Below are 20,688 nucleotides of genomic sequence, written 5' to 3'. Positions count from 1 at the left end.
CCTCCGGGACGACCGGCTCCCCCTGAGTTCCGCCAGCCCCGGCGCCGCCGCGCCGAGGGCTCGACGCCGTGAAGGACAGCCGCACCCATGACCTACGACACCGCTGCCTCCGCGACCACCGCAGAGCACTCTGCGAACAGGACCGGACACGAAGGGTCGCCCCCGGTCCCGCGCCCGGCGGCGCCGACCGTGTCGCCGGAGGGCATCGGCGACATCGTGCTCGCCGGGCACCCCGCCCCCTATCCGCACCTGCAGACCCGCAGCGCCCCGACCATCGGCCGGCTCGCCGCCGCGGCACGCGCTGCGGCCTCGGATTTGACCCTGCTCCGACTGCGCCCGCGCCGCGGGGGGCGCTGGCAGCCTGCGCCGCGCCCGGCGCGGCGCGCGGCCGCCCGGCGGATGCGCGTGAGCGTCCTGGTGCTGGAGCCCAACGGCTTCGCCGCGGTGCCCGACGAGCCCCACCGCGCCTCGGTGCTGCACCTGGCGAGCGGCCGCGTGCACATGGTCACGGTCGCCCCCGACCGCGAGATGCAGGCGGTGCAGGAGCTGACCGGCGACCGTGCTCGGGCACTGGGTTCGGGCGACGACCACCAGCTCATCAACACCGGCGACCGGCGCGCGGTAGTCGTGCGCGTCACCGGCTGAACCCGGCGCGGCCCGGCTACTCGGCACGGCCCGCGGCCGCGCGCAGCGCCTCGTCGACGGCCTCGATCGAGCGCAGCACGGCCGCCATGCGCCGCCCCTCTTCCCGGTAGGCGTTCATGACCTGGTCGACGGCGTGCTGGGGCAGGTGGTCGCGCAGGTCGACCCGCGCGGTTCGGTACCCCTGGCGCGCGCCTTCGAGCGAGGAGGCCACGTGCTGGCGCGCCAGCCGCGACAGGGCCACCGGATGCCGCCGCAGCACGCCGTGCAGCCGGTAGTCGGCGGGCACGTGGTCGAACAGCCAGACGGCGGCCGTCTGCTCGAACGAGTCCGACCCCGGCGGATGCACGCTCTCCGGCCAGTCAGGAGATAATTGCTGGTCAGGCATGCCACAAGCCTACCCGAGTTCGTACATGCGTTCGAGGTCGGGTGCCGGACGTGCCACCCGGAGCCGCCGGGTTCTCCGCGGCCGCGAGACGCGCACCCCCTGCCGGAGCCCTGCTGGAAGAGGGGTGAGACGAAGCTCCGCACTCCCCGGGGCGGGCGAAGGAGGCCAACGCAGCGGCTCGCCCCTTCGGCGGCTCCGGGCGCGCCGAAGAGTCCCCGTCATCTCGCTCGCACCCGAACCGACGGCGTTCGCGAAGCGCACGCGGGAGATCATCGTCTCCGCTGAGCCGGGGCGCGGCACAACCCGACGAACGGCGCCGCGCCCGAAGATGCGGCCGGCGAGGAGCTGGACTCACAGCCGGACGGTCCGTGGAGCCCTCCCCCCGCGCCGAGCCCACCGTCGAGGTCGGTCACAGGCGCCGTCTGGAGCCGCCGCCCAGCGGCGAGACGACCGCCGCGCCGTTCACCGCGGGAGCGCCCTGGTCCTGCGGCGGCAAGGCGCACCGGCGCGGACACCGGCGAACACGCCTTCGCGGACAGGGCCTAACCCGACAGCTCCTCCGAGGAGTCCGACGCGCCCGTGGATCCCGGCTCCGCGCTCCCGCCGCCGGAGGACTCCTTTTCGCCCTCGCCCTCGCGGCGCTCCGCCTCGACCCGGATGGCGTACTCCGCGGCGTCGACGGCCGCGCGCGCGGTGATGGCGTTGGTGTGCGCCCGCTCCAGATCGTCCAGTTCGATGCAGTCGAACGCGACGCGCGCGTCGTGGATGGCGGCTTCGAGTTGGCGTCCCGCCTCGTCCAGGCTCATGGTCTCCCCTTCCCTACGGCGTGCGGCCGCATCCGACCGCGACGTTCGGCTTCCGGGTGCTCCATGCGCGAATCCGTCGCGAGGAGCCGCGCGTTGGGTCTCTCTACCCCCGAGGCCGGGGGGTCATGTCGCGGATCGCGCGACTTCCCCGCTCAGCGGGTCGAGCCGGGGGCCGGCACGCGGCCGGCGGCGCCCGCGCTCCGCGCGGCGTCTCGGCGCGGCGCCGCGCTCCCGAACCTCCTGCGGGCCCGGATCGCCCTGTCCGGCCGGAATCGTCGTCACCCGCCGCTAGCATGTCCGGGACGCAAAGAGAGCAGGAAGTCGGATCGTAGCCATGTCGTTCTGTGAGCCAAGGAGTTGACTGCCTGTTTTGTCTTCCTAAGACCGCTTGGCCTCCGACTTCAAGCAGGACGGGCGGTGGCGCACCTACTGCACCGAGCACGAACCCCGTCCCGAGCCCCCGCCCCGCGGCGACCACATCGGCTGGCACACCGGCGCGCTCGCCGGCTACGACTGCGAGACCTCCTCCCGCGACCCCCGCGAAGCCTTCCTCGTCTCAGCGGCCTTCGTCGACTCCGCGGGCACCGAGCGCACCTGGCTGGTCGACCCCGGAGACCGCGAGATCCCCGAGGACGCCATCGCCGTCCACGGCATCACCAACGAACGCGCCCGCGCCGAGGGCGCCCCCGCAGCCAAGGCGCTGGACGAGATCGCCGAGGCCCTCAGCGCCCACCTGATCGCCGGGCGGGGCCTGGCCGTCTTCAACGCCCCCTTCGACCTGATGGTGCTGGCCGGCGAGCTCCGCCGCCACGAACTGGCGCCGTTGAGCGAACGCCTCGGCGCCGACACCGTCGCCCCCGTCGTCGACCCCCTGGTCATCGACCGCGGATCCGATCCCTACCGGCGCGGCAAGCGCAACCTCGCCGCCATGTGCGAGTTCTACCGCGTCAGCCTGAACGACGCTCACACCGCCCTGGGCGACGCCGCGGCCTGCCTCGCCCTGGCGTGCGAAATCGCCGCGCGCCGCCCCGACGTCGCCTCGATGGACCTGGCAGCGCTCCACCAGCGCCAGATCGAATGGGCGGCCGCCTATGCCCGCAGCCGCCAGGAGTGGCTCGACAAGAGCCGCCCCGGGCACGGCACCGTCGTCGACGGCACCTGGCCCTGCGCCGCCGTCTGAGGCCCGGCCCGGCGGCGGGGGCCGCCGGGCCCTAGTTGCGCAGACCGATCGTGGCGCTGGCGCGGCGCTGCTCGGTCGGCAGCCACGACAGCGGCACCAGGTCGGCCAGGAACCGGTAGTCGCGGGCCAGTCTGCGCTCCGTGGCGCTGTGGCCCGCCGCGGTTCGGCCCCACCACGAGGCGATGTCGGCCCAGCCGGGCGCCGACAGCGAACCGCCGGTGTGGCGCAGCGACAGGGCGGCCGAGAGGTTGGCGAAGCGCAGCCGCTGCTCCAGCGGCCAGTTGGCCAGCGTCCCGACGATGAACGCGGCGCCGAAGACGTCGCCGGCCCCGGTGGTGTCGATGGCCTCCAGCACCAGCCCCTCGACCTCGGCGCTCTCGCCGGTGCACTGGTCCACCGCCAGCGAGCCGCGCGGCCCGTCGGTGACCACCGCCACCGGCACGTACTCGGCCAGCGCCGACAGCGCCGAAGCGGGGCTGCCCGTGCGGGTGTAGGACATCGCCTCGATGGCGTTGGGCATGAACACGTCGCAGCGCCGCAGCTGCTCCAGTACCGACCCGCTCCAAGTCCCGCTGTCGTCCCAGCCCACGTCGGCGAAGATCCGCGCGCCCTTGGCGGCCTGGTCCAGCGCCCACTGCGGCACCCCGTCGTCCATGCTGAGGCTGACGAACGCCGCGCGCGCCTGCGGCAGGGCGCGGGCCATCTCCCGGTGCGGCGTGGGCGAGGGGTGCTCGTGGGTGACCATGCTGCGGTCGCCGCGGTAGGCCAGCGACACGGTGAACGGCGAGTGCCAGTCCGGGATGCGCCGCGACGCCGCCAGGTCCACGCGCTCCTGCACGCTCAGCGTGTCCCAGGCGAAGTCGCCGTAGACGTCCTCGCCGAATGCCGCCGCCACCGAGGTGCGCAGGCCCAGCCGCGAAGCCGCGACCGCGAGGTTGGCCACCCCGCCCGGGCACGAGCCCATGCCCTCGGCGCCGACCTCGGTCCCCGCAGCAGGTGGAGCGGCCAGCCCGGTGAGCACGATGTCGAAGAACACGGTCCCGCTGAGCGCGAGGTCGACCGCCGGGCTGTCGGGCTCGCGCTCGGCGGCCAGAACGTCGTGCGGCTGCCCGACCAGAGGCTCCGATTCCAGTCGTGCGGCGGCCTTCGCCGTCTGCTTGCCGGCGTTCACGCGTGTCTGCACGCCCATACTCTTCCCCGCGGTCGGGCGCCCCCGTTCGAGAGCGCCTGTTCAAGAGTCCTAGAAGTGCAGGCTATGCAAGGACACCGACACTGGCACCCTTGATGCCGCCCACACCCCGGGGGCGCCGCCGCAAACTACGGTGGGACGAAGCGAACCGGGCGGGCCGGGCGGAGAGGAGACGCACACGTGCGACTGGCCATTCTCGGCGGCGGCGGGTTCCGCGTGCCGCTCGTGCACCGGGCACTGCTCGCCGAGTCCCGGCGCGGCGACGCCGTGATCTCCGAGGTGGTCCTCTTCGACACCGACGATGACCGGTTGCGCGGCGTCGGCGCCGTTCTGGACCGGCAGCGCGACGCCCACACCGCCGAGCACGGCGAGCCGCGGCTGACCGTGCGCACCGCCGGCAGCCTGCCCGAGGCCCTGGAGGGGGCGGGCATGGTGTTCTCGGCCATCCGCGTCGGCGCGATGCCGGGGCGGGTCGCCGACGAGCGCGTAGCCCTGTCGGCCGGGGTCATCGGCCAGGAGACCGTCGGCGCGGGCGGCATCAGCTACGGGCTGCGCACGCTCCCCGTCGCGCGGCGGGTCGCCCGCGCGATCGCCGAGCACGCTCCCGAGGCCTGGGTCGTGAACTTCACCAACCCGGCGGGCCTGGTCACCGAGGAGATGTCGGCGGTGCTCGGCGACCGCGTGATCGGGATCTGCGACTCCCCCGTCGGCCTGACCCGGCGGGCCGCGCGCGCACTGGAGCTGGACCCGGCGGCGGTGCGTGCCGACTACGCCGGGCTGAACCACCTGGGCTGGCTGCGCGGCCTGTGGAGCGGCGGCCGCGACCGGCTGCCCGACCTGCTGGCCGACACCGCGGCGCTGGAGTCCTTCGAGGAGGGCAGCCTGTTCGGCGCCGACTGGCTGCGCAGCCTGGGCGCGCTGCCCAACGAGTACCTGCACTACTACTACATGGCCCGCGAGGCCGCCGCGGCCGGGGCCGACTCGGCCCGCCAGGGCCTGACCCGCGGCGAGGAACTGGTCGAGCAGCAGCACGGCTTCTACCGCGAGGCGGCGGCGCGGCCGGGCGAAGCGTTCGAGCTGTGGGACCGCGCGCGGCTGGCCCGCGAGCGCGGCTACATGGCCGACAACCGCCGTGCTGCCGGGGGCGTCGAACGCGCCGAGCAGGACCTGGACGGCGGCGGCTACGAGGAGGTGGCGCTGGCCGTGATGCGGGCCCTGGCCCGCGACGAGCCCGCCCGCCTGATCGTCGACGTGCGCAACCGGGGAGCCCTGGCGGGTCTGGACCGCGACGCGGTGGTCGAGCTGCCCTGCCTGGTCGACGGCGGCGGCGCGCAGCCGCTCGCCGCGGCGCCCCTGTCAGGCCACCAGCTGGCCCTGGTGCTCGCGGTCAAGTCGGTGGAGCGCGACATCATGGAGGCGGTGCGCACCGGTTCGCGCGCGGCGGCCCTGCGGGCCTTCGCCACCCATCCCCTGGTCGACTCGGTGACCACCGCCCGCACCCTGCTGGACGGCTATCTGGAGGCCTTCGGCGGCCTCGGCGACGTCCTGCCGAACCCGTAGCGGCATCCCGCCCGGGAAGGCGGGCGCGGCCGGCGAAGGCCCGGCCGGCGGCGGGACCGGCGCAGCGACGGCGGCCGCTTCGCAACTTGCCTTCCGGACCAGCGCGAACGCGCGCGCATCCGCCTCCGGCGCCTGCCGCGGTCGCCTCCGCCGGACGGGCCGCCCTCGCGAACAGCCCGCCGCTACCGCCCGGAGCGGCGGAGGCCGGCCACGATCTCCTCGGCCCGGAGCGCGCCGCAGCCGGTGGCGTCGCGGACCGCGCCGACCGCCTCGTTGCCGCGGCCCTCGGCGAGCAGTCCGCGGACGCGGGCGAGCGCGTCGCCGGTGAGCTCCCCCGCGGCGCGCTCCTCGGCGCCCTCCAGCAGGGTGTAGCCGCCGGCGGGCGCCTCGTCCGGGGCGGCGGCCTCCGGCGCGTCGCCGCCCGGCTCGATCTCGCGGCGGCCGCGCCGGACGTGCGCCGACACCCAGCTCCCCAGGCCGAGCACGGCCAACGCGCCCAGCATCGCCAGCACCATCAGCAGCATGCTCATACCCGACAACTACCCAATGCAACGAGACTTGCACCGGATGCGACCGGGGGCGGGCTGCCGCACGCCCCGCGCACCCGCCTCCGCCCCGGGCCCGCCGGCGGGCGCACAGCGAAAGGCCCGGGGCGACCGGTGGGGTCGCGCCCGGGCCTCTCGATCCGGAGCCGCCTGTCGGAATCGAACCGACGACCTATTCATTACGAGTGAATCGCTCTGCCGACTGAGCTAAGGCGGCGCTGCCCCGCCTGCGCGGAGCGGTCACCAGTGTAGCGCCTTGCGCGGGCGCACCGGTACGCGAAATCACCGTTGCGGACCCGCCCGCCCCGGGCCGGCCGCGGGCCCGCCCACGGGCCGCCGCGCCCCGCCCGCCGTGGCGCAGGGCCGGGCGGCACGGACCTCACGGGCACACGGTGCCCTTCTCGGGCGGCTCGACGCGCAGCAGGTAGGTGTCGACGGCGGAGTCGACGCAGTCGCTGCCGCGGCCGTAGGCGGTGTGGCCGTCGCCTTCGCGGGTGAGCAGCACTCCCGACTCCAGCTCGCCCGCCATCGTGCGCGCCCACGCGTAGGGCGTCGCCGAGTCGCGGGTCGTGCCCACGACCAGGATCGGCGGCGCCCCGGGGGCGTCCAGCGGCTCGGGCTCGGCCACCGCCTCCTCGGGCCAGTAGGCGCAGGTCAGCCCGCCCCATGTGAGCGGCGCGCCGAACAGCGGGGCGGTCTTGTCGGCGCGCTCCGCGGCCTCCTCGAACGCGCCGATGTCGCGCGGGCTCTGCCGGTCCGAGCAGTTCACCGCGACCAGCGCGGACGTGTAGTTGGTGTACTCGGCGGTGTCGCCGCGGTTGTAGAGGTCGCCGGCCATCCGCAGCAGCCGGGTGCCGTCGCCGTCGAAGGCCTCGTCCAGGGCCGTGCTCAGCCGCGGCCAGGAGCTCTCGCTGTAGAGCGCCGAGTGGATGCCCAGCTCCAGCCACGAGCGGTTGGCGGGGCGGCCGTCGTCCAGGTCGCTGCGCAGCGGCTCGCGGCCCGCCCGTTCGAGCAGGCCGGCCAGCCGCTCGGTCGCGGACTCGACGTCGTCGCCGGGCCCGCCCAGCGGGCAGTCCGCGACCTCCAGGCAGGCCTCGACGAAGGACCGCAGCGCGACCTCGGCGCCCTCGGCCTGGCGCATCCCCAGTTCCACGATGTCGGCCGAGGGGTGCAGCGCGCCGTCGAGGACCAGGGCGCGCACGCGGTCGGGGAACCGGTCGGCGTAGTGCGCTCCGATGTAGGTGCCGTAGGACTTGCCGAGGAACGTGAGTTCGTCGTCGCCCAGGGCGGAGCGCAGCACGTCCACGTCGCGGGCGACCTCGTCGGTGCCCATGTGCATCATCAGGTCGCCGGAGTCCTCGCGGCAGCCCTCGACGAACCCGCGGTTGAGCCGGGCGAGCTCCCGCAGCCCGGTCTCACCGACGTCGGCGGGGTCGGACCCGCCGCCGGGGCCGGTGAAGTCGACGGCGATGAAGTCGTCCATCTCCGACCGGTCCAGGCAGGCGATAGGGGAGCTGCGGTCCACGCCGCGCGGGTCGAAGCCCACGATGTCGAAGCGCTCGCGGACCGCCTCGCCGACGGTGCGGGCGGCGGAGTCGGCGTACTCGAACCCGGAACCGCCGGGTCCGCCGGGGTTGACCACCAGCGAGCCGATCGGGTCGGAGCCGGTCGCCGGGATCCGCCGGACCGCGATCTCCAGCCGCTCGCCGCCGGGCTCCGCGTAGTCCAGGGGGACCTCGAAGGTGCCGCACCGGGCGCCGTCGTCACCGCAGTCGCGCCAGTCGATCGTCTGGCCGTAGAACCGGGCCGGCGCTCCGCCGGGGGCGTCGGCGGCGCCGGAAGGGGTGTCTGCGCCCGAGCCGCCGTCCGAGCCGGTGCAGCCCGCCGCGGCGACCGCGAGGGCCAGCACCGCCGCCGCGGTCCGCGCCGCGAGCCGGGCGGACGGCCGGCGGGAGGCGCGGCAGAACGGCACCGAAGGGGAGGCGCCGGCGGCCTGCATGGTGTCCACGGCGCCACCCTAGCCGGGTGCGGCCCCGCCGCCGCCCTGAGTCCCGCCCGGAGCCGCCCGCGGTGGTCGCGCGCCAGGCCGCTCGGCGCCGGGCGGCCTGCACGCGGCCTGCGCGCCGAGCGGCCCGCTGCGCGCGGACCGCGGCGGCCTCAGCCCTGGTAGAGGGCCGCCGTCATCGCCTCCATGGCGATCTGGGGGTGCACGTTGGCGGCGATGCGCTCGCGGCAGAGCATGATGGCGTCGATGCGGCGCAGCGTGGACTCCGGCGCCGAGGAGCGCGCGAGGCGCTGCACGTCGCCCTCGTGCCCGGCCGTGGACAGCTCGACCGCGGCGCCCAGTTGGACGGCCAGCACGTCGCGGTAGAACGCCACCAGATCCATGAGCGCGACGTCGTAGGTGTCGCGCTTGATGCGGGTCGCGCGGCGCTTCTGCCGCTCCTCCAGGTCCTTCAGGGCGCCGGCGGCGCCGCGCACGGCCTTGGCCACGCCCTTGCCGGTGGAGCCCTCGCCGAAGGCGGCCTTGAGGTCGTTGCGCTCCCGCTCGTCCAGGTCCGAGGTGGTGGTCTTGGCCTCGGCCTCGGCGAGCTCGTACAGCCGGGCCGCGGCGGTCACGCACGCGCCGGTGCCGTCCAGGCGGGCCGGTATGCCCAGCACCTCCGAGCGGCGCTCGCGGGCCTCGGGGTCGGTGGCCAGCCGGCGGGCGCGCTCGACGTCGCCCGAAGCGGCCCGGGCGGCTTCGGCGGCCCGCCCGGGTTCGACGCCGTCGCGCCGGACCAGCAGGTCGGCTACCGCGCCGGTCGGCGGCGTGCGCAGGGTCACCTCGCGGCAGCGGGAGCGGATGGTGACCAGCATGTCTTCGGCGGTGGGCGTGCACAGCAGCCACACTGTGCGCGGCGAGGGCTCCTCGACCGCCTTGAGCAGGGCGTTCGAGGCGGCCTCGGTGGCGCGGTCGGCGTCCTCGAACAACACGATGCGGAACCGGCCGCCGGTGGGCCGCGACGCCGCCTGGAGCACGAGCTCGCGGGTCCGCTCGACGCCGAAGCTCAGCCCGCTCGGGCGCACGTAGAGCACGTCGGCGTGGGTGCCGGCGAGCACCTGGTGGCAGGAGTCGCAGGCGCCGCAGCCGCCGCGGGGGCACTGCAGCGCCGCGGCGAAGGCGCGCGCGGACTCGGCGCGGCCGGACCCCGGCGGCCCGGTGAACAGCCACGCGTGGGTCATGCCCTCGCCGGACCCTCCGGCGAGCAGGTCGTCGGCGCCGCCGACGGCAGCCCGGAGCCGCTCGACCACGGCGTCCTGGCCCACGAGGTCGCCGAAGACCCCGGATCGGCCGGCTTCCACTCGTTCGCTCACCGCTGCGCCCCACTGCCGCTCGATCGCCGACTGGGCCCGGGCGGTGCGGCACCGCCTCCGGGTCGTCTCCCAGGATAGACCGCCCGGCCGACATCCGGCCGACATCCGGCCGCCGCCGGCGGCGCCCCGGACACGCGCACGGCCGCCGGAGTCGCGGCGGACTCCGGCGGCCGTGCGGTCGGCCCCCGCCCGTGCCGGGCTGGGCACGGGCGGCGGACCTACTCCTTGATGGTGGGCATCATCCCGGTGATCGCCTCGGCGTCCTGGGGCACCGGGTCGGGCAGCAGCGGACGCAGGCGGCCCCGGATCTCCCGGGCGATCTCCTCCGCGGACTCCCGCGCGTCGACCACCAGGTACCGGGAGGGGTCGCGCTCGGCGAGCTCGCGGAAGCCCTGGCGCACGCGCGTGTGGAACTCCTCCGACTCGGCCTCCATGCGGTCGGTGCTGCCGCCCAGCCGCGCCAGCCCCTGGTCCGGCGGGATGTCCAGGAGGACGGTCAGGTGCGGAGCCAGGTCCTCGGTCGCCCACTCGTTGACGCGCTCGATCTCGTCGCGGGCGAGCTCGCGTCCGGCGCCCTGGTAGGCCAGCGTGGAGTCGACATAGCGGTCGCTGATGACGATCGCGCCCCGGCGCAGCGCGGGCAGGATCACCGACGAGACGTGCTCGGCGCGGTCGGCCGCGTACAGCAGCGCCTCGGCGCGCGCGGACATCCCGGTGTGCTCGCGGTCCAGCAGCAGGGCGCGCAGCCGCATCCCCAGCTTCGTGGAGCCGGGCTCGCGGGTGGTCACGACCTCGAAGCCCTCTTCACGCAGCCACACCGACAGCCGGCCGGTCTGGGTCGACTTGCCGGCGCCCTCGCCGCCCTCCAGGACGATGAAGGTCCCGGGCAGGCGGCTCTCCTCCGGGGCAGCCTCGGCACTGGGCAGCGGCACCCCGCGCAGCGCGGCGAACAGCTCCTTGCCCAGCGGGGCCTCGCCGCCGATGTCGACCCGGCGGTAGGTGATCAGCGAGGCCAGGACCACCAGCACGCCCGCGATCAGCAGGACCGCGCCGGTGCCCAGGAACGCGTAGTCGAGGTCGCCGAAGCCGAGGGTGTGGTCGCCGACGACCGCGGCGACCAGCGGAGCCGCGACCACCGCGACGAGCAGCTCGGTACGGGCCACCGCGTCGAGGTAGCCCAGCGTGCGGGTGCGGATGTCGTCTTCCAGCTCCTGGTGGAGCAGGGTCACGCCGGTCACCCAGGTGATCCCCGCGGCACCGCCGACCAGCGCGACCAGCACCGCGGCCATGACCATGTTCGGGACCAGGCCGGCGGCCAGCAGGGCGAGGGCGGCGACCACCATGCTCACCGAGAACAGCCGGGGGCGGCTGAGGTGGTGCAGGATGCGCGGGCCGGCGACCATGCCCAGGCCCATCCCCGCGAAGACGGCGGCGAAGAGCACCCCGAACCCGGCGTTGCCGGCTCCCAGGGTCGTCACGTGCAGCCGGGCGACGCCGACCACGGCGGCCACGGCGGGGAACACGCTGACCATGCCGCCCAGCAGGCCCCGCACGAACGGGGTGGTGCCGGCGAACCGGCCGCCCTGCCACACGGTGCGCAGCAGGTTCTCCGGCCGGTACCGCCGCTCCGCCGCGGGCCGGGCCGCGGCCGAGCGTTCGGCGGCCGCGCCGCTCGCGGACGGGCCGGCGGAGCGGGCCTCCTCGGGCTGCGGCGCGGGCGCCATCTCGGCGGTGGCCTCGTTGTCCGCCGCCGGGGTGCCGGTGGCGATCGGCGCCGTGCGCTCGTTGTCGGCGGCGCTCTGGGTGGACTGCAGCTGCGCGGTGGCCTCGTCGTCGGCCGACCGGCCGGCGGCGATCGGCGACGTGCGCTCGTTGTCGGCCGCCTCCGGCGGCGCGGAGCCGGCCGGAGCCGCCGAGGACCGGGCCTGGTTCGCGCCGGGACCGGTGGGCGCCGGGGCCGGCGAGGCCTCCACCAGCCTCCTGCGCGGCTTGGGCATCACCCAGGCGGCCAGTGCGGCCGCGAGGAACGCGACCCCGGCCGTGTACAGCGCCGCGTCGGCCTGCGGGGCGAAGAAGGCGCCGTCGGGGCGCCCGCCGCCACCGGGCAGCAGCGCGCCCAGCAGCCAGCTCAGCGACGCCAGCGCCGCGAACAGCGCTCCGGCCACGGGAGCGGCCCCGTAGGACGTCAGCACGCCCAGCCGGATCGCGCGGTCCAGCTTGCGCTTGGGCACCGCCTCGGCGAGCGCGGCGTCCTTGGCCGGAGTCCAGGCCAGGGCCGCGAGCTCGGCGAGGAAGCCGGCGATGAGCAGCCAGTCCAGGCGGCCCGCGAGCGGGATGGACAGGTAGAGGAGGGCGCGGGCGGCGTCGGCTGCGGCCATCGTCATCCGCCGGTCGAACCGATCGGCCAGCAGGCCGGCCAGCGGGCTCAGCAGCAGCGGGGGCGCGAGCTTGACCGCGGCCGCGCCGGCGACGGCGTAGGCGCGGATCAGGGGGTCGGAGTCGGCGGTCAGTGCGGCGGCCAGGGAGAGGAGGACGAGCAGGCCGAGCCAGTCGCCGAGGCTCGACAGCGACAGCGCGGCCCACAGGCGGCGCAACGGCTTGCTGCTGGACAGGACGCCGCGCGTCTCGCCCGGTGCTCCTAGGGGGGCAGATCTGCTCATAGCGATGAAGGTATCGACTGTTCTGGTGCTGGGAAGGTGGGCTTTGGGCCCCGATCGGTCCGGGACGGAAAAAGGACCGGCCGTGCTGCGGGCGCAGTCGCCAGCCTAGTGCGAAACATGAGAAGGGCGATAGCTCGCTCGGCAACAGCGGGATCCGGGGCCCCGCGCCTCGCGCCGCGCGGCGTTGAAGGAGCGTTCGCGGCACTTTAGCGCCGGGCGAACCGGGGCGCCACCCCCGCACCGGCGCAAACGGGCGCGTCCGGCGCCGCTGCCGATACGGGTGCGGGCGCCGACCTGGAGGGGGGCGGTGGCGACGGCGGGCGTGAATTGTCCGTCACACCGTGCGGCCCGCCCACCGGACTCCGGGCGGCGGCCTGCGGCTCCTCCGGCGCGCGGCGAGGGGCGGTGCCGCGCCGGAAGCGGCCGACCCCGGTCGGCGGTCGTGCCGGGAGCGGCCGCGCGGCGCCTCGCGGGGGCGGCGCGGGTCGCTCCCGGACCGGGTCAGGACTGCGACGTGCCGCCCTTGGGCGTTCCGTCCTTCCCGCCCGAACGCGCGCCGGTCCCGGCGGTGCTCTTCTTGGCCGCGGTCTTCTTCGTATCCGCCGTCTTGGCCGAGGACTTGCCCGAGGACTTGGCCGCGCCGGAGGTCCCGGCGGCCGACTTGCCCGACGAGGACTTCTTGGCCGGGGCCTTCGCGCGCCGCTCCGCGAGCAGCTCGCCGGCGCGCGCGTCGGTGATCGCGTCGACCTCGTCGCCCTTGCGCAGTGAGGCGTTGGTCTCGCCGTCGGTCACGTAGGGGCCGAAGCGGCCGTCCTTGACCACCATCGGCTTGCCGGTCTCGGGGTCGTTGCCCAGCTCGCGCAGCGGGGCCGAGGCGGCGGCGCGGCGGCCGCGCTGCTTGGGCTGGGCGAACAGCTCCTGCGCCTTCTCCACGGTGACCGTGAAGATCTGGTCCTCGGTCTCCAGCGAGCGGCTGTCGGTGCCCTTGCGCAGGTAGGGGCCGAAGCGGCCGTTCTGCGCGGTGACCTGCTCACCGTCGATCTCGCCCACCACCCGCGGCAGGGACAGCAGCTTCAGCGCGTCCTCCAGCTCGATGGTGTCCAGAGACATCGACTTCAGCAGCGACGCGGTGCGCGGCTTGGGCGCGTTCTTGGCCTTGGACTTGGCCGGCTTGGCGCCGCCCGAGGCCGACGGGGCCTCCTGGTCCTCCAGCACCTCGGTGACGTAGGGGCCGAACCTGCCGTTGCGCGCGACGATGCGCCGCCCGGTCTCGGGGTCGGTGCCCAGCTCGCGGTCGCCGCTGGGCTGGGCGAACAGCTCCTCGGCCTTCTCCAGCGTGAGCTCGTCGGGCGCAAGGTCCTCGGGCACGTTCACCCGCTGGCCGTCGCTCTCGCGCTCCATGTAGGGGCCGTAGCGGCCCACACGGATCATGATGTCGGTGCCCTGCAGCGGGAAGGAGCTGACCTCCTTCGGGTCGATCTCGCTGAGCTGGTCGCCCACCAGCTCCTTGAGCCCGGCCTCCTCCTCGGCGCCGTAGTAGAACCGGCGCAGCCACGGCACGCTCTCGGCCTCGCCGCGGGCGATGCCGTCGAGCATGTCCTCCATGCGCGCGGTGAAGTCGTAGTCGACCAGGTTGCCGAAATGCCGCTCCAGCAGCTGGACCACCGCGAACGCCAGGAAGGAGGGCACCAGCGCCGAGCCCTTCCGGAACACGTAGCCGCGGTCCAGGATGGTGCCGATGATCGACGCGTAGGTGGAGGGCCGGCCGATCTCGCGGTCCTCCAGCTCCTTGACCAGGCTGGCCTCGGTGTAGCGCGCCGGAGGACGGGTGCTGTGGCCCTCGGCCGCGATGTCCTCGGCCTTGAGCGGGTCGTCCTCCTCCAGCGGCGGCAGGCGGCGCTCGCGGTCGTCGAGCTCGGCCTCGGGGTCGTCGGACCCCTCGACGTAGGCCTTGAGGAAGCCGTGGAAGGTGATGACCTTGCCGGTGGCGCTGAACTCGGCCGACTCGCCGGCGGTGGAGGTGCCGACGACTTTCACGGTCACCGACTCGCCCACCGCGTCCTTCATCTGCGAGGCGACGGTGCGCTTCCAGATCAGCTCGTAGAGGCGGAACTCCGCGCCGCTCAGGCCGGTCTCGGCGGGCGTGCGGAAGCTGTCGCCGGCCGGGCGGATCGCCTCGTGGGCCTCCTGGGCGTTCTTGACCTTGCTGGAGTACACGCGCGGCTTGGCGGGCACGTAGTCGGCGCCGTAGAGCCGGGTGGCCTGGTCGCGGGCCGCGGCGATCGCGCTCTCCGACAGCGTGGTGCTGTCGGTGCGCATGTAGGTGATGAAGCCGTTCTCGTACAGCCGCTGCGCCACCTGCATGGTCTGCTTGGAGGACAGGCTCAGCTTGCGCGAGGCCTCCTGCTGGAGCGTGGTGGTGCGGAAGGGCGCGTAGGGCGAGCGCTTGTAGGGCTTGCGCTCCACCGAGCTGACCGCGAAGTCGCTGCCGGACAGCCGCTGGACCAGGCCGCGCGCGGCCTCCTCGTCCAGGTGCAGCACGCCCGAGCCCGAGCGCAGCTCACCCGAGGAGGTGAAGTCGCGGCCCACCGCCACCCGGGCTCCGTCGACGCTTGCGAGCGCGGCGGTGAAGGTGGCGGGGTCGTCGCCCGCGCCGCGGCCCACGGTGTCGAAGACGGCCTTCAGACCCCAGTAGTCGGCGGAGACGAAGCTGATGCGCTCCCGTTCGCGCTCGACGACCAGGCGTGTGGCCACCGACTGCACGCGCCCCGCCGAGAGCTTGGGGACCATCACCTTCTTCCACAGCACCGGCGAGACCTCGTAGCCGTAGAGGCGGTCGAGGACGCGGCGGGTCTCCTGGGCGTCGACCAGCCGCAGGTTCAGGTCGCGGGTGTTCTCGGCGGCGTGGCGGATGGCGTCCTTGGTGATCTCGTTGAACACCATGCGGCGCACGGGCACCTTGGGCTTGAGCTCCTCGCGCAGGTGCCAGGCGATGGCCTCGCCCTCGCGGTCCTCATCTGTGGCGAGGTAGAGCTCGTCGGCCTCGGCGAGCAACTCCTTCAGCCGCTTGACGTGCGGTTTCTTCTCCGGGTTGACCACGTAGAGGGGCTCGAAGTCGCGGTCGACGTTCACCCCGAGGCGCGCCCACGGCTCGCTCTTGTAGCGGGCCGGGATCTCGGCGGCCTTGGTGGGCAGGTCGCGGATGTGGCCGATGCTGGACTCCACGACGTATCCCCGGCCCAGGTAGCCGGCGATGGTCTTGGCCTTGGCGGGCGACTCGACGATGACCAGCCGGTTTCGGTCCTGCTGCCCGGTGTCCTTGGAGCCGTTCTCGCCGGCGCTGCCCTTCTTGGGTGGCACGCTGCTCCCCTACATCTCGCCTTGCGCTGTCTGTGCGACCGGTCAACGGGTCCGCCAGCTATCGGAATTCCCAGCCACTGACGGTAACCGACGGCGACGGGATTCGCTCCCCCGAGACGGCGCGTACCGGCCGGCACCGTCGCGAGCGGGCCCGCTGCCCGGTGGGGACCGGTGGTTCACGTGTACGAACGGTATGGCACGAACACCGTCGGCGGTCGCAGAATAAGAAGGATGCTCGAGTACGAATACCGCGAGATCCGCTTTCCACGCGGCACCTCGCGCAGCGCCACCCGTCAGGCGCTGACCGAACAGGCCGAGTACGGGAAGTGGGAACTTGCCCGGGTACGCCTGTTTCCCGACGGAAGCCGCCGCGTGACGCTGCGTCGGAAGATCCTCCGACAGCTCCGCCCGATGTGATTTACACCACACTTGGCTCGACGCACCGGTAACCGCGACGGCGGTGGCCGGATCCGGCCCGCCGACCGACCGCCGCGGTTCCCGCCGCCCGGCGCCGGGAACCGGCCGCCCCGGTGCGCCGCCACCGGGGCGGATCCGCCGGGTTCCGGCCGCGCCCCGCCGCCGGCGGGGCGCCTGCGCGCCCGGCCGGGGCGCCCGGCGGAGATCACACGTGTGCCGTCGCGCACACGCGAGCGGCGAGCCCCCTCGGAAGCTCCGAGAGGGCCGCCGCTGCGGCCGGTCGGCTCCCCCGATGTCCACCACGACATCCTTACTGGCGGGAGAGCGCGCCCGGCCGCATGCCGGTCCCTCACGGAAGCCCCGAAAGGACTCGCCGCTCCAGCGACGCGGCCGCCGTCCCGGCTCTCCCGATGTCCACCACGACATCCTTACTGGCGGGAGAGCACCGCACCGGCCGCGCGCCGGTCCATCTCCTACTTCTCCGCGGCCCGCCGCCACCCGGCCTGCGCCGGGAGGGGCCGCGAACCGGCCTAGAGGCCCAGGTCGGTGCCGACCCGGTTCTCGACCTGGTCGACGGGCTCGGCCTGCGTGGCCTGCCCGGTGGCCTCGGCCAGGCCGCTCAGCTCGGCGGGAGCGACATCGGAGGCCTCGGGCACCTCGGCGGGCACCTGCGCCTCGACGGCCTGCGAGCCCGGCACCTCCGCGTTGAGCGGCAGCACACCGGACGGGTCGGGCAGCTCGTTGCGCAGCGGCAGCTGCTCGGTCACCTTGTCGGCGACCTCGGAGGCCTCGGGCAGCGTGCCCGCGGCCTGGGGCACCGTCTCGTGAGAGGTGTGCCGGACGTCGTGGCCGACGCCCTCCACCACTGCGGCACCGTCGCCGTGGGACGCCGCGCCCGCGGTGCCCAGCACCGCGCCGACCGCGTTGCCCGAGACGTTCACCGGCACGTCGCCGTCCAGGACGGCCTGGTTGCCGCCGAGCAGCGATCCGTTGCCCGAGGTCGTGATGTCGTCGCCGCCCTTGTCGACGACGACCGCACCCGCGTCGTGGGAGGCCGCACCGGCGACGCCGCCGACGGCGCCGACCGCGTTGCCCGACACGTTCACCGGCACGTCCAGGTCGCCCACCAGCTGGTTGCCGCCGAGCAGCGAGCCGTTGCCGGAGGTCATGATGTCGTCGCCGCCGTGGCCCGCACGCTGGTGCAGCACGGGGCCCGCGTCGACCGAGTTGGGGCTGAGGTGCAGCGGGCGGCCCAGGTTGGCCCACTTCAGCAGGCCGGTGGACTCGCCGGGCGCTGCCTGGTGGACGTGGTAGCCGTCGTGGCCGTTGTCGTGGTGGCCGTGGCGGTGCCCGCCGTCCTCGACCACCAGGGCGCCGGTGTCCTTCGAGGCCGCTCCGGCGATCCCGGCGACCGCGCCCACGGCGTTGCCCGACGCGTTCACGGGGATGTCCAGGTCGGCCACGAGCTGGTTGGCGCTGGCCAGCGCCCCGTTGCCGCTGGAGCTGATCGTGTCGCCGCCCATGTGGTGGTGGCCGCCGTCGCCCTCGACGACCGCCGAGCCGCTGCCGTGGGAGGCGGCGCCCGCGGTGCCCAGCACCGCGCCGACCGCGTTGCCCGAGACGTTCACCGGCACGTCGCCGTCCAGGACGGCCTGGTTGCCGCTGAGCAGCGAGCCGTTGCCCGAGGTGTGCGGCCCGCTGCCGCCGTGGTCGACGACCGCGGCGCCGTCGTGCTCGGACTTGGCTCCGGCGATCCCGCCGACCGCGCCCACGGCGTTGCCCGACACGTTCACCGGCAGGTCCAGGTTGCCCACCAGCTGGTTGCCGCTCAGCGCGGAGCCGTTTCCGCTGGTGGTGGGGTGGCTGTCGGCGAAGGAGACGCCGGCGCCCATGGCCGCGAAGCCGGCCGTGAGCACGGCCGCCTTGGCGGTGGTGCGAACCCACTTGTGCATGTGGGATTCCTTTCGAGACGAATGTGCAGCTTTACGAGATGGATGTAGCGAGGACCCGGCGCCCGCGCCCCTGGGTGGGGCGCCTGCTTCCGTGTCCGGAGGCGTTCCGCGGCTGCGCACCTGGGGGGTACGGGCTACGCGGAGCGCGGGGCGTGCCCCCGCCCGGCGCCGGGAGGGCGCCCGGCGGGCGGCGCACACCGGACCAGCTCCCTCTGGTTCGAGGAGGCTGACGTGAGTCCCGCGGCGTGGCCGCACCGCGGGGCTCGCGTCAACCCCCCGGTCCGAGGACCGGGGAGCCGAGCCGGTCAGGACGAGCGGCCGGCCTTGCGGCGGACGAGGGCCAGCACGCCCAGGCCGGCGAGCACCGCGCCGACGCCGGCCGCCAGCAGCGGCAGCAGCCCGGCGCCGGTGACCGGCAGGCCGCCGTCGCTCACCGGGGGCGCGCTCGGGCCCTCGGGCGGGGTGGTCCCGTGGTCCGGCGGGGTGGTCCCGTGGTCCGGAGGAGTCGTCTCGTACTCGGGCGGGGTCGTCTTGTCGTCGGGCGGCGTGGTCTCGTCGTCCGGCGGCGTGGTCTCGTCGTCCGGCGGGCTGGTCTTGTCGTCGGGCGGGGTCGGCTCGCTCTCCTTCTTCCCCTCCCCCTCGCAGTCGGCGCCCGCGTTGCCGGCGACGCCGATGGCGTTGCCGCACGCGTTCACCGGGACGTCGGCGTCGACGCCGGCCTGGTTGCCGCCGCCGATGGAGCCGTTCCCGCTGGTCGTGGTGTCGCCCTCAGACCCCGAGACCGACGCTCCGCTACCGGAGCCGCCGGACCCGGTGGAGGCGCCGCTGCCCTCGCACTTGGCTCCGGCCGTGCCGAGGACGGCGATGGCGTTGCCGCACAGGTTGACGGGGACGTCGGCGTCGGCGCCCAGCTGGTTGCCGCCGAGGACGGAGCCGTTCCCGCTGGTGGTGGTGTCGGCGTGGGCGAGCGGCGCGGCGGAGAGGAGTCCGGCCGCCGCGAGGGCGGCGAGGGTCGTGGTGGTTTTCCTGGACATATGGCCATTCCTTGGGAAGTCGGGCTGAGACTGGATCGCTTCGGACAGCCGAGCGGGCGAGCGGGAACCGTCGGACCGCGTCGGCAGGCTGGCGGAGCGGGCGCCGGTGATGGCGGGGCGCGAGAAAGCGCGCCGCGGTCAGGCGTGCCCGGAAGGCACGCCGGAGCGGCGCGTACTAGTCAGGCGAGAAAGACGGGTCGTCGGCTGTGTAGCGGACGACCACGGCCGGGTCCTCCGGCAGCGCGACACGCTGGGCGACGAGCCGAAGCGTGTGGCCGCGGCTCATCAGGAAGCCGGCGGGCGCGGCGGGGACCGGCGAGGGCGACACCGTACCGGTGGAGTCGGAGGTGTCGTGCCAGGACGCTCCGGTCAGCGGGGCGCCGGAGTCGGCGGAGTCCGCGGACGGCTCCGCTCCGGTGTGCTCCGCTTCGGCAGCGGCGGCGGGCACGGCCCGGGTCAGGGCGTGCTGTGCGGGACGCGCCTGGGAGGCGCCGTCCTCGGCCGCGGACTCCTCGGCCTTGGCGGCCTCGGAGCCGCGGCGGCCGGGGCCCTCGCCCCGGTCGCCGGCGGGACCGTGCGGGACGAGCGTCGCGGAGACGCCGTCGAGTCCGCCGATTCCCTCGATTCCGGTCCGCGGGCCCTCCTGGATGGTCTGCTCCAGTCGGCCCTGGATGCGGCCGGTGTCGCCGACGAGGCCGTCGGAGACCGCTCCCGCGAGCTCGGAATCGGCGAGCGAGCCTTCGCCCAGCGAGTCCTCCGCGAACCCGCCGACCTCGCGGCCGGCGTTCACGGTGCCGGCGACGACCTCGCCCGTGCCCTGCGCGGTGGTCTCCACCACGTCGCGGGCTCCGGCGCCGGCTGCGCCGGCGGCCTCGGTCACGCCGCCGGGCTGGGCCACCGAATCGAGCGCCGCCACCCCGGTCCCGGCGGCGCCGCCCCGTCCGGCGGCGTCGGCGGGGCCCGCGGCGGCTTCCGGCGGCGCGTCATCGGCGGTGTGCCTGGTGGTGTGCTCGTCGGCGTGACCGGTCTCCTGCGGTGCGGTGCCGGCGATGCCGCCGGCCTCGGACGCGACCGCGGCGACGGGCTCGAGGCCCGGGCCGGGAAGGTCGTCCGCGGCGGCCGCGGCTCCACCGAGGAGCCATCCGGCGGCGGCCAGGCCGGTCAGCAGACCTGCCCGGCGCAGGGTGCGCCCCGCTGCGCGGCAGCGCGCGAGAGCGGGGCGACCCCGCCTCATGCGACCTGCCTGCACCATGGACAACCCTTCGCTCTGCGGCGAACACCGGATGGAAGCTGGGATGCGGCGTCACCCGCCGCACGGAGGGGTTCGCAAAGAGTGATCACCTGCGAACCGAAAGTCACCGTAACATCACCGAGGGCGATGTGAAGTGCAAAACCCGGGGAACCGGCCGCGGTTTTTTCCGGTGCCGGTTCCCCGGGGCGGCAAAGGGGGCGAAGGGCGCATCGCGGCGCCGGCCCGCCCCGGACCTGGGGCGACCGCGCGCCCCGGTTGCCGCCGGGCGGCGGGCGGCGGGGCGGAGCAGGCGGTGCGAACGGGGTGCGGGGTCGCGGGGTGGCGGGCCGCGGACGGCCGGCCGCGG

Annotated in this window: 14 protein-coding genes and 1 tRNA gene; 3 read left to right on the top strand and 12 right to left on the bottom strand. The window is 75.1% G+C overall.

Annotated elements, in window-relative coordinates; all coding sequences use genetic code 11:
• Positions 1 to 87: 87 nt before the first annotated feature.
• Complete coding sequence (locus ABEA15_RS04295) at positions 88 to 645, top strand: hypothetical protein (RefSeq protein WP_345555581.1); 558 nt, start codon at positions 88 to 90, stop codon at positions 643 to 645.
• A gap of 16 nt (positions 646 to 661) precedes the next feature.
• On the opposite strand, the gene ABEA15_RS04290 is transcribed toward ABEA15_RS04295, so the two are convergent.
• From ABEA15_RS04290 to ABEA15_RS04275, 3 genes are all read right to left on the bottom strand, one after another.
• Entirely contained in the window at positions 662 to 1,030 is a 369-nt protein-coding gene (locus ABEA15_RS04290) for a hypothetical protein (protein ID WP_344140807.1), read from the bottom strand.
• 542 nt (positions 1,031 to 1,572) lie between these two features.
• Positions 1,573 to 1,836 carry a hypothetical protein gene (locus ABEA15_RS04285; RefSeq protein WP_345555580.1) on the bottom strand — a complete coding sequence of 88 codons (264 nt, stop codon included), beginning with the start codon at positions 1,834 to 1,836 and terminating at the stop codon, positions 1,573 to 1,575.
• A gap of 1,211 nt (positions 1,837 to 3,047) precedes the next feature.
• Positions 3,048 to 4,199, bottom strand: a complete 1,152-nt coding sequence (locus ABEA15_RS04275) for a carbohydrate kinase family protein (protein ID WP_344140812.1) — start codon at positions 4,197 to 4,199, stop codon at positions 3,048 to 3,050.
• 186 nt (positions 4,200 to 4,385) lie between these two features.
• On the opposite strand from ABEA15_RS04275, the gene ABEA15_RS04270 reads away from it, so the two are divergent.
• A complete protein-coding gene (locus ABEA15_RS04270; protein WP_345555577.1) occupies positions 4,386 to 5,765 on the top strand; it encodes a family 4 glycosyl hydrolase in 1,380 nt (459 codons plus the stop codon).
• A 182-nt stretch (positions 5,766 to 5,947) separates the two neighbouring features.
• Here ABEA15_RS04270 and ABEA15_RS04265 read toward each other — a convergent pair whose 3' ends face one another.
• The 6 genes from ABEA15_RS04265 to topA all read right to left on the bottom strand — a co-directional run bounded on the left by ABEA15_RS04265 (position 5,948) and on the right by topA (position 15,687).
• Positions 5,948 to 6,295, bottom strand: a complete 348-nt coding sequence (locus ABEA15_RS04265; protein WP_344140816.1) for a hypothetical protein — start codon at positions 6,293 to 6,295, stop codon at positions 5,948 to 5,950.
• A 159-nt stretch (positions 6,296 to 6,454) separates the two neighbouring features.
• Positions 6,455 to 6,527, bottom strand: a tRNA-Thr gene (locus ABEA15_RS04260).
• Positions 6,528 to 6,689: 162 nt separating this feature from the next.
• The gene (locus tag ABEA15_RS04255) at positions 6,690 to 8,309 is read right to left on the bottom strand and encodes an alpha/beta hydrolase (RefSeq protein ID WP_345555639.1); all 1,620 of its coding nucleotides are present in this window, start codon (positions 8,307 to 8,309) and stop codon (positions 6,690 to 6,692) included.
• Positions 8,310 to 8,467: 158 nt separating this feature from the next.
• Positions 8,468 to 9,667 (bottom strand): DNA polymerase III subunit delta', encoded by a 1,200-nt coding sequence (locus ABEA15_RS04250; protein ID WP_345555576.1) that lies wholly within the window; start codon positions 9,665 to 9,667, stop codon positions 8,468 to 8,470.
• Positions 9,668 to 9,885: 218 nt separating this feature from the next.
• The gene (tmk, locus tag ABEA15_RS04245; protein WP_345555575.1) at positions 9,886 to 12,327 is read right to left on the bottom strand and encodes a dTMP kinase; all 2,442 of its coding nucleotides are present in this window, start codon (positions 12,325 to 12,327) and stop codon (positions 9,886 to 9,888) included.
• Between the two features lie 501 nt (positions 12,328 to 12,828).
• Positions 12,829 to 15,687, bottom strand: a complete 2,859-nt coding sequence (gene topA / locus ABEA15_RS04240; RefSeq protein ID WP_345555574.1) for a type I DNA topoisomerase — start codon at positions 15,685 to 15,687, stop codon at positions 12,829 to 12,831.
• A 231-nt stretch (positions 15,688 to 15,918) separates the two neighbouring features.
• On the opposite strand from topA, the gene ABEA15_RS04235 reads away from it, so the two are divergent.
• Complete coding sequence (locus tag ABEA15_RS04235) at positions 15,919 to 16,104, top strand: DUF5703 family protein (protein ID WP_311543013.1); 186 nt, start codon at positions 15,919 to 15,921, stop codon at positions 16,102 to 16,104.
• 530 nt (positions 16,105 to 16,634) lie between these two features.
• Here ABEA15_RS04235 and ABEA15_RS04230 read toward each other — a convergent pair.
• The 3 genes from ABEA15_RS04230 to ABEA15_RS04220 form a co-directional block, all read right to left on the bottom strand.
• The gene (locus ABEA15_RS04230) at positions 16,635 to 18,056 is read right to left on the bottom strand and encodes a hypothetical protein (RefSeq protein ID WP_345555573.1); all 1,422 of its coding nucleotides are present in this window, start codon (positions 18,054 to 18,056) and stop codon (positions 16,635 to 16,637) included.
• Positions 18,057 to 18,361: 305 nt separating this feature from the next.
• Positions 18,362 to 19,090: a chaplin family protein gene (locus ABEA15_RS04225; RefSeq protein ID WP_345555572.1), complete on the bottom strand. Its 729-nt coding sequence runs from the start codon at positions 19,088 to 19,090 to the stop codon at positions 18,362 to 18,364.
• A 175-nt stretch (positions 19,091 to 19,265) separates the two neighbouring features.
• Positions 19,266 to 20,342 carry a hypothetical protein gene (locus ABEA15_RS04220; RefSeq protein WP_345555571.1) on the bottom strand — a complete coding sequence of 359 codons (1,077 nt, stop codon included), beginning with the start codon at positions 20,340 to 20,342 and terminating at the stop codon, positions 19,266 to 19,268.
• Positions 20,343 to 20,688 lie beyond the last annotated feature (346 nt).

This window comes from Streptomonospora halophila (genome assembly GCF_039542725.1).
GTDB lineage: Bacteria > Actinomycetota > Actinomycetes > Streptosporangiales > Streptosporangiaceae > Streptomonospora > Streptomonospora halophila.
Note: the sequence above shows the minus strand (reverse complement) of the source record. Positions and strands in the feature narration are given on the sequence as shown.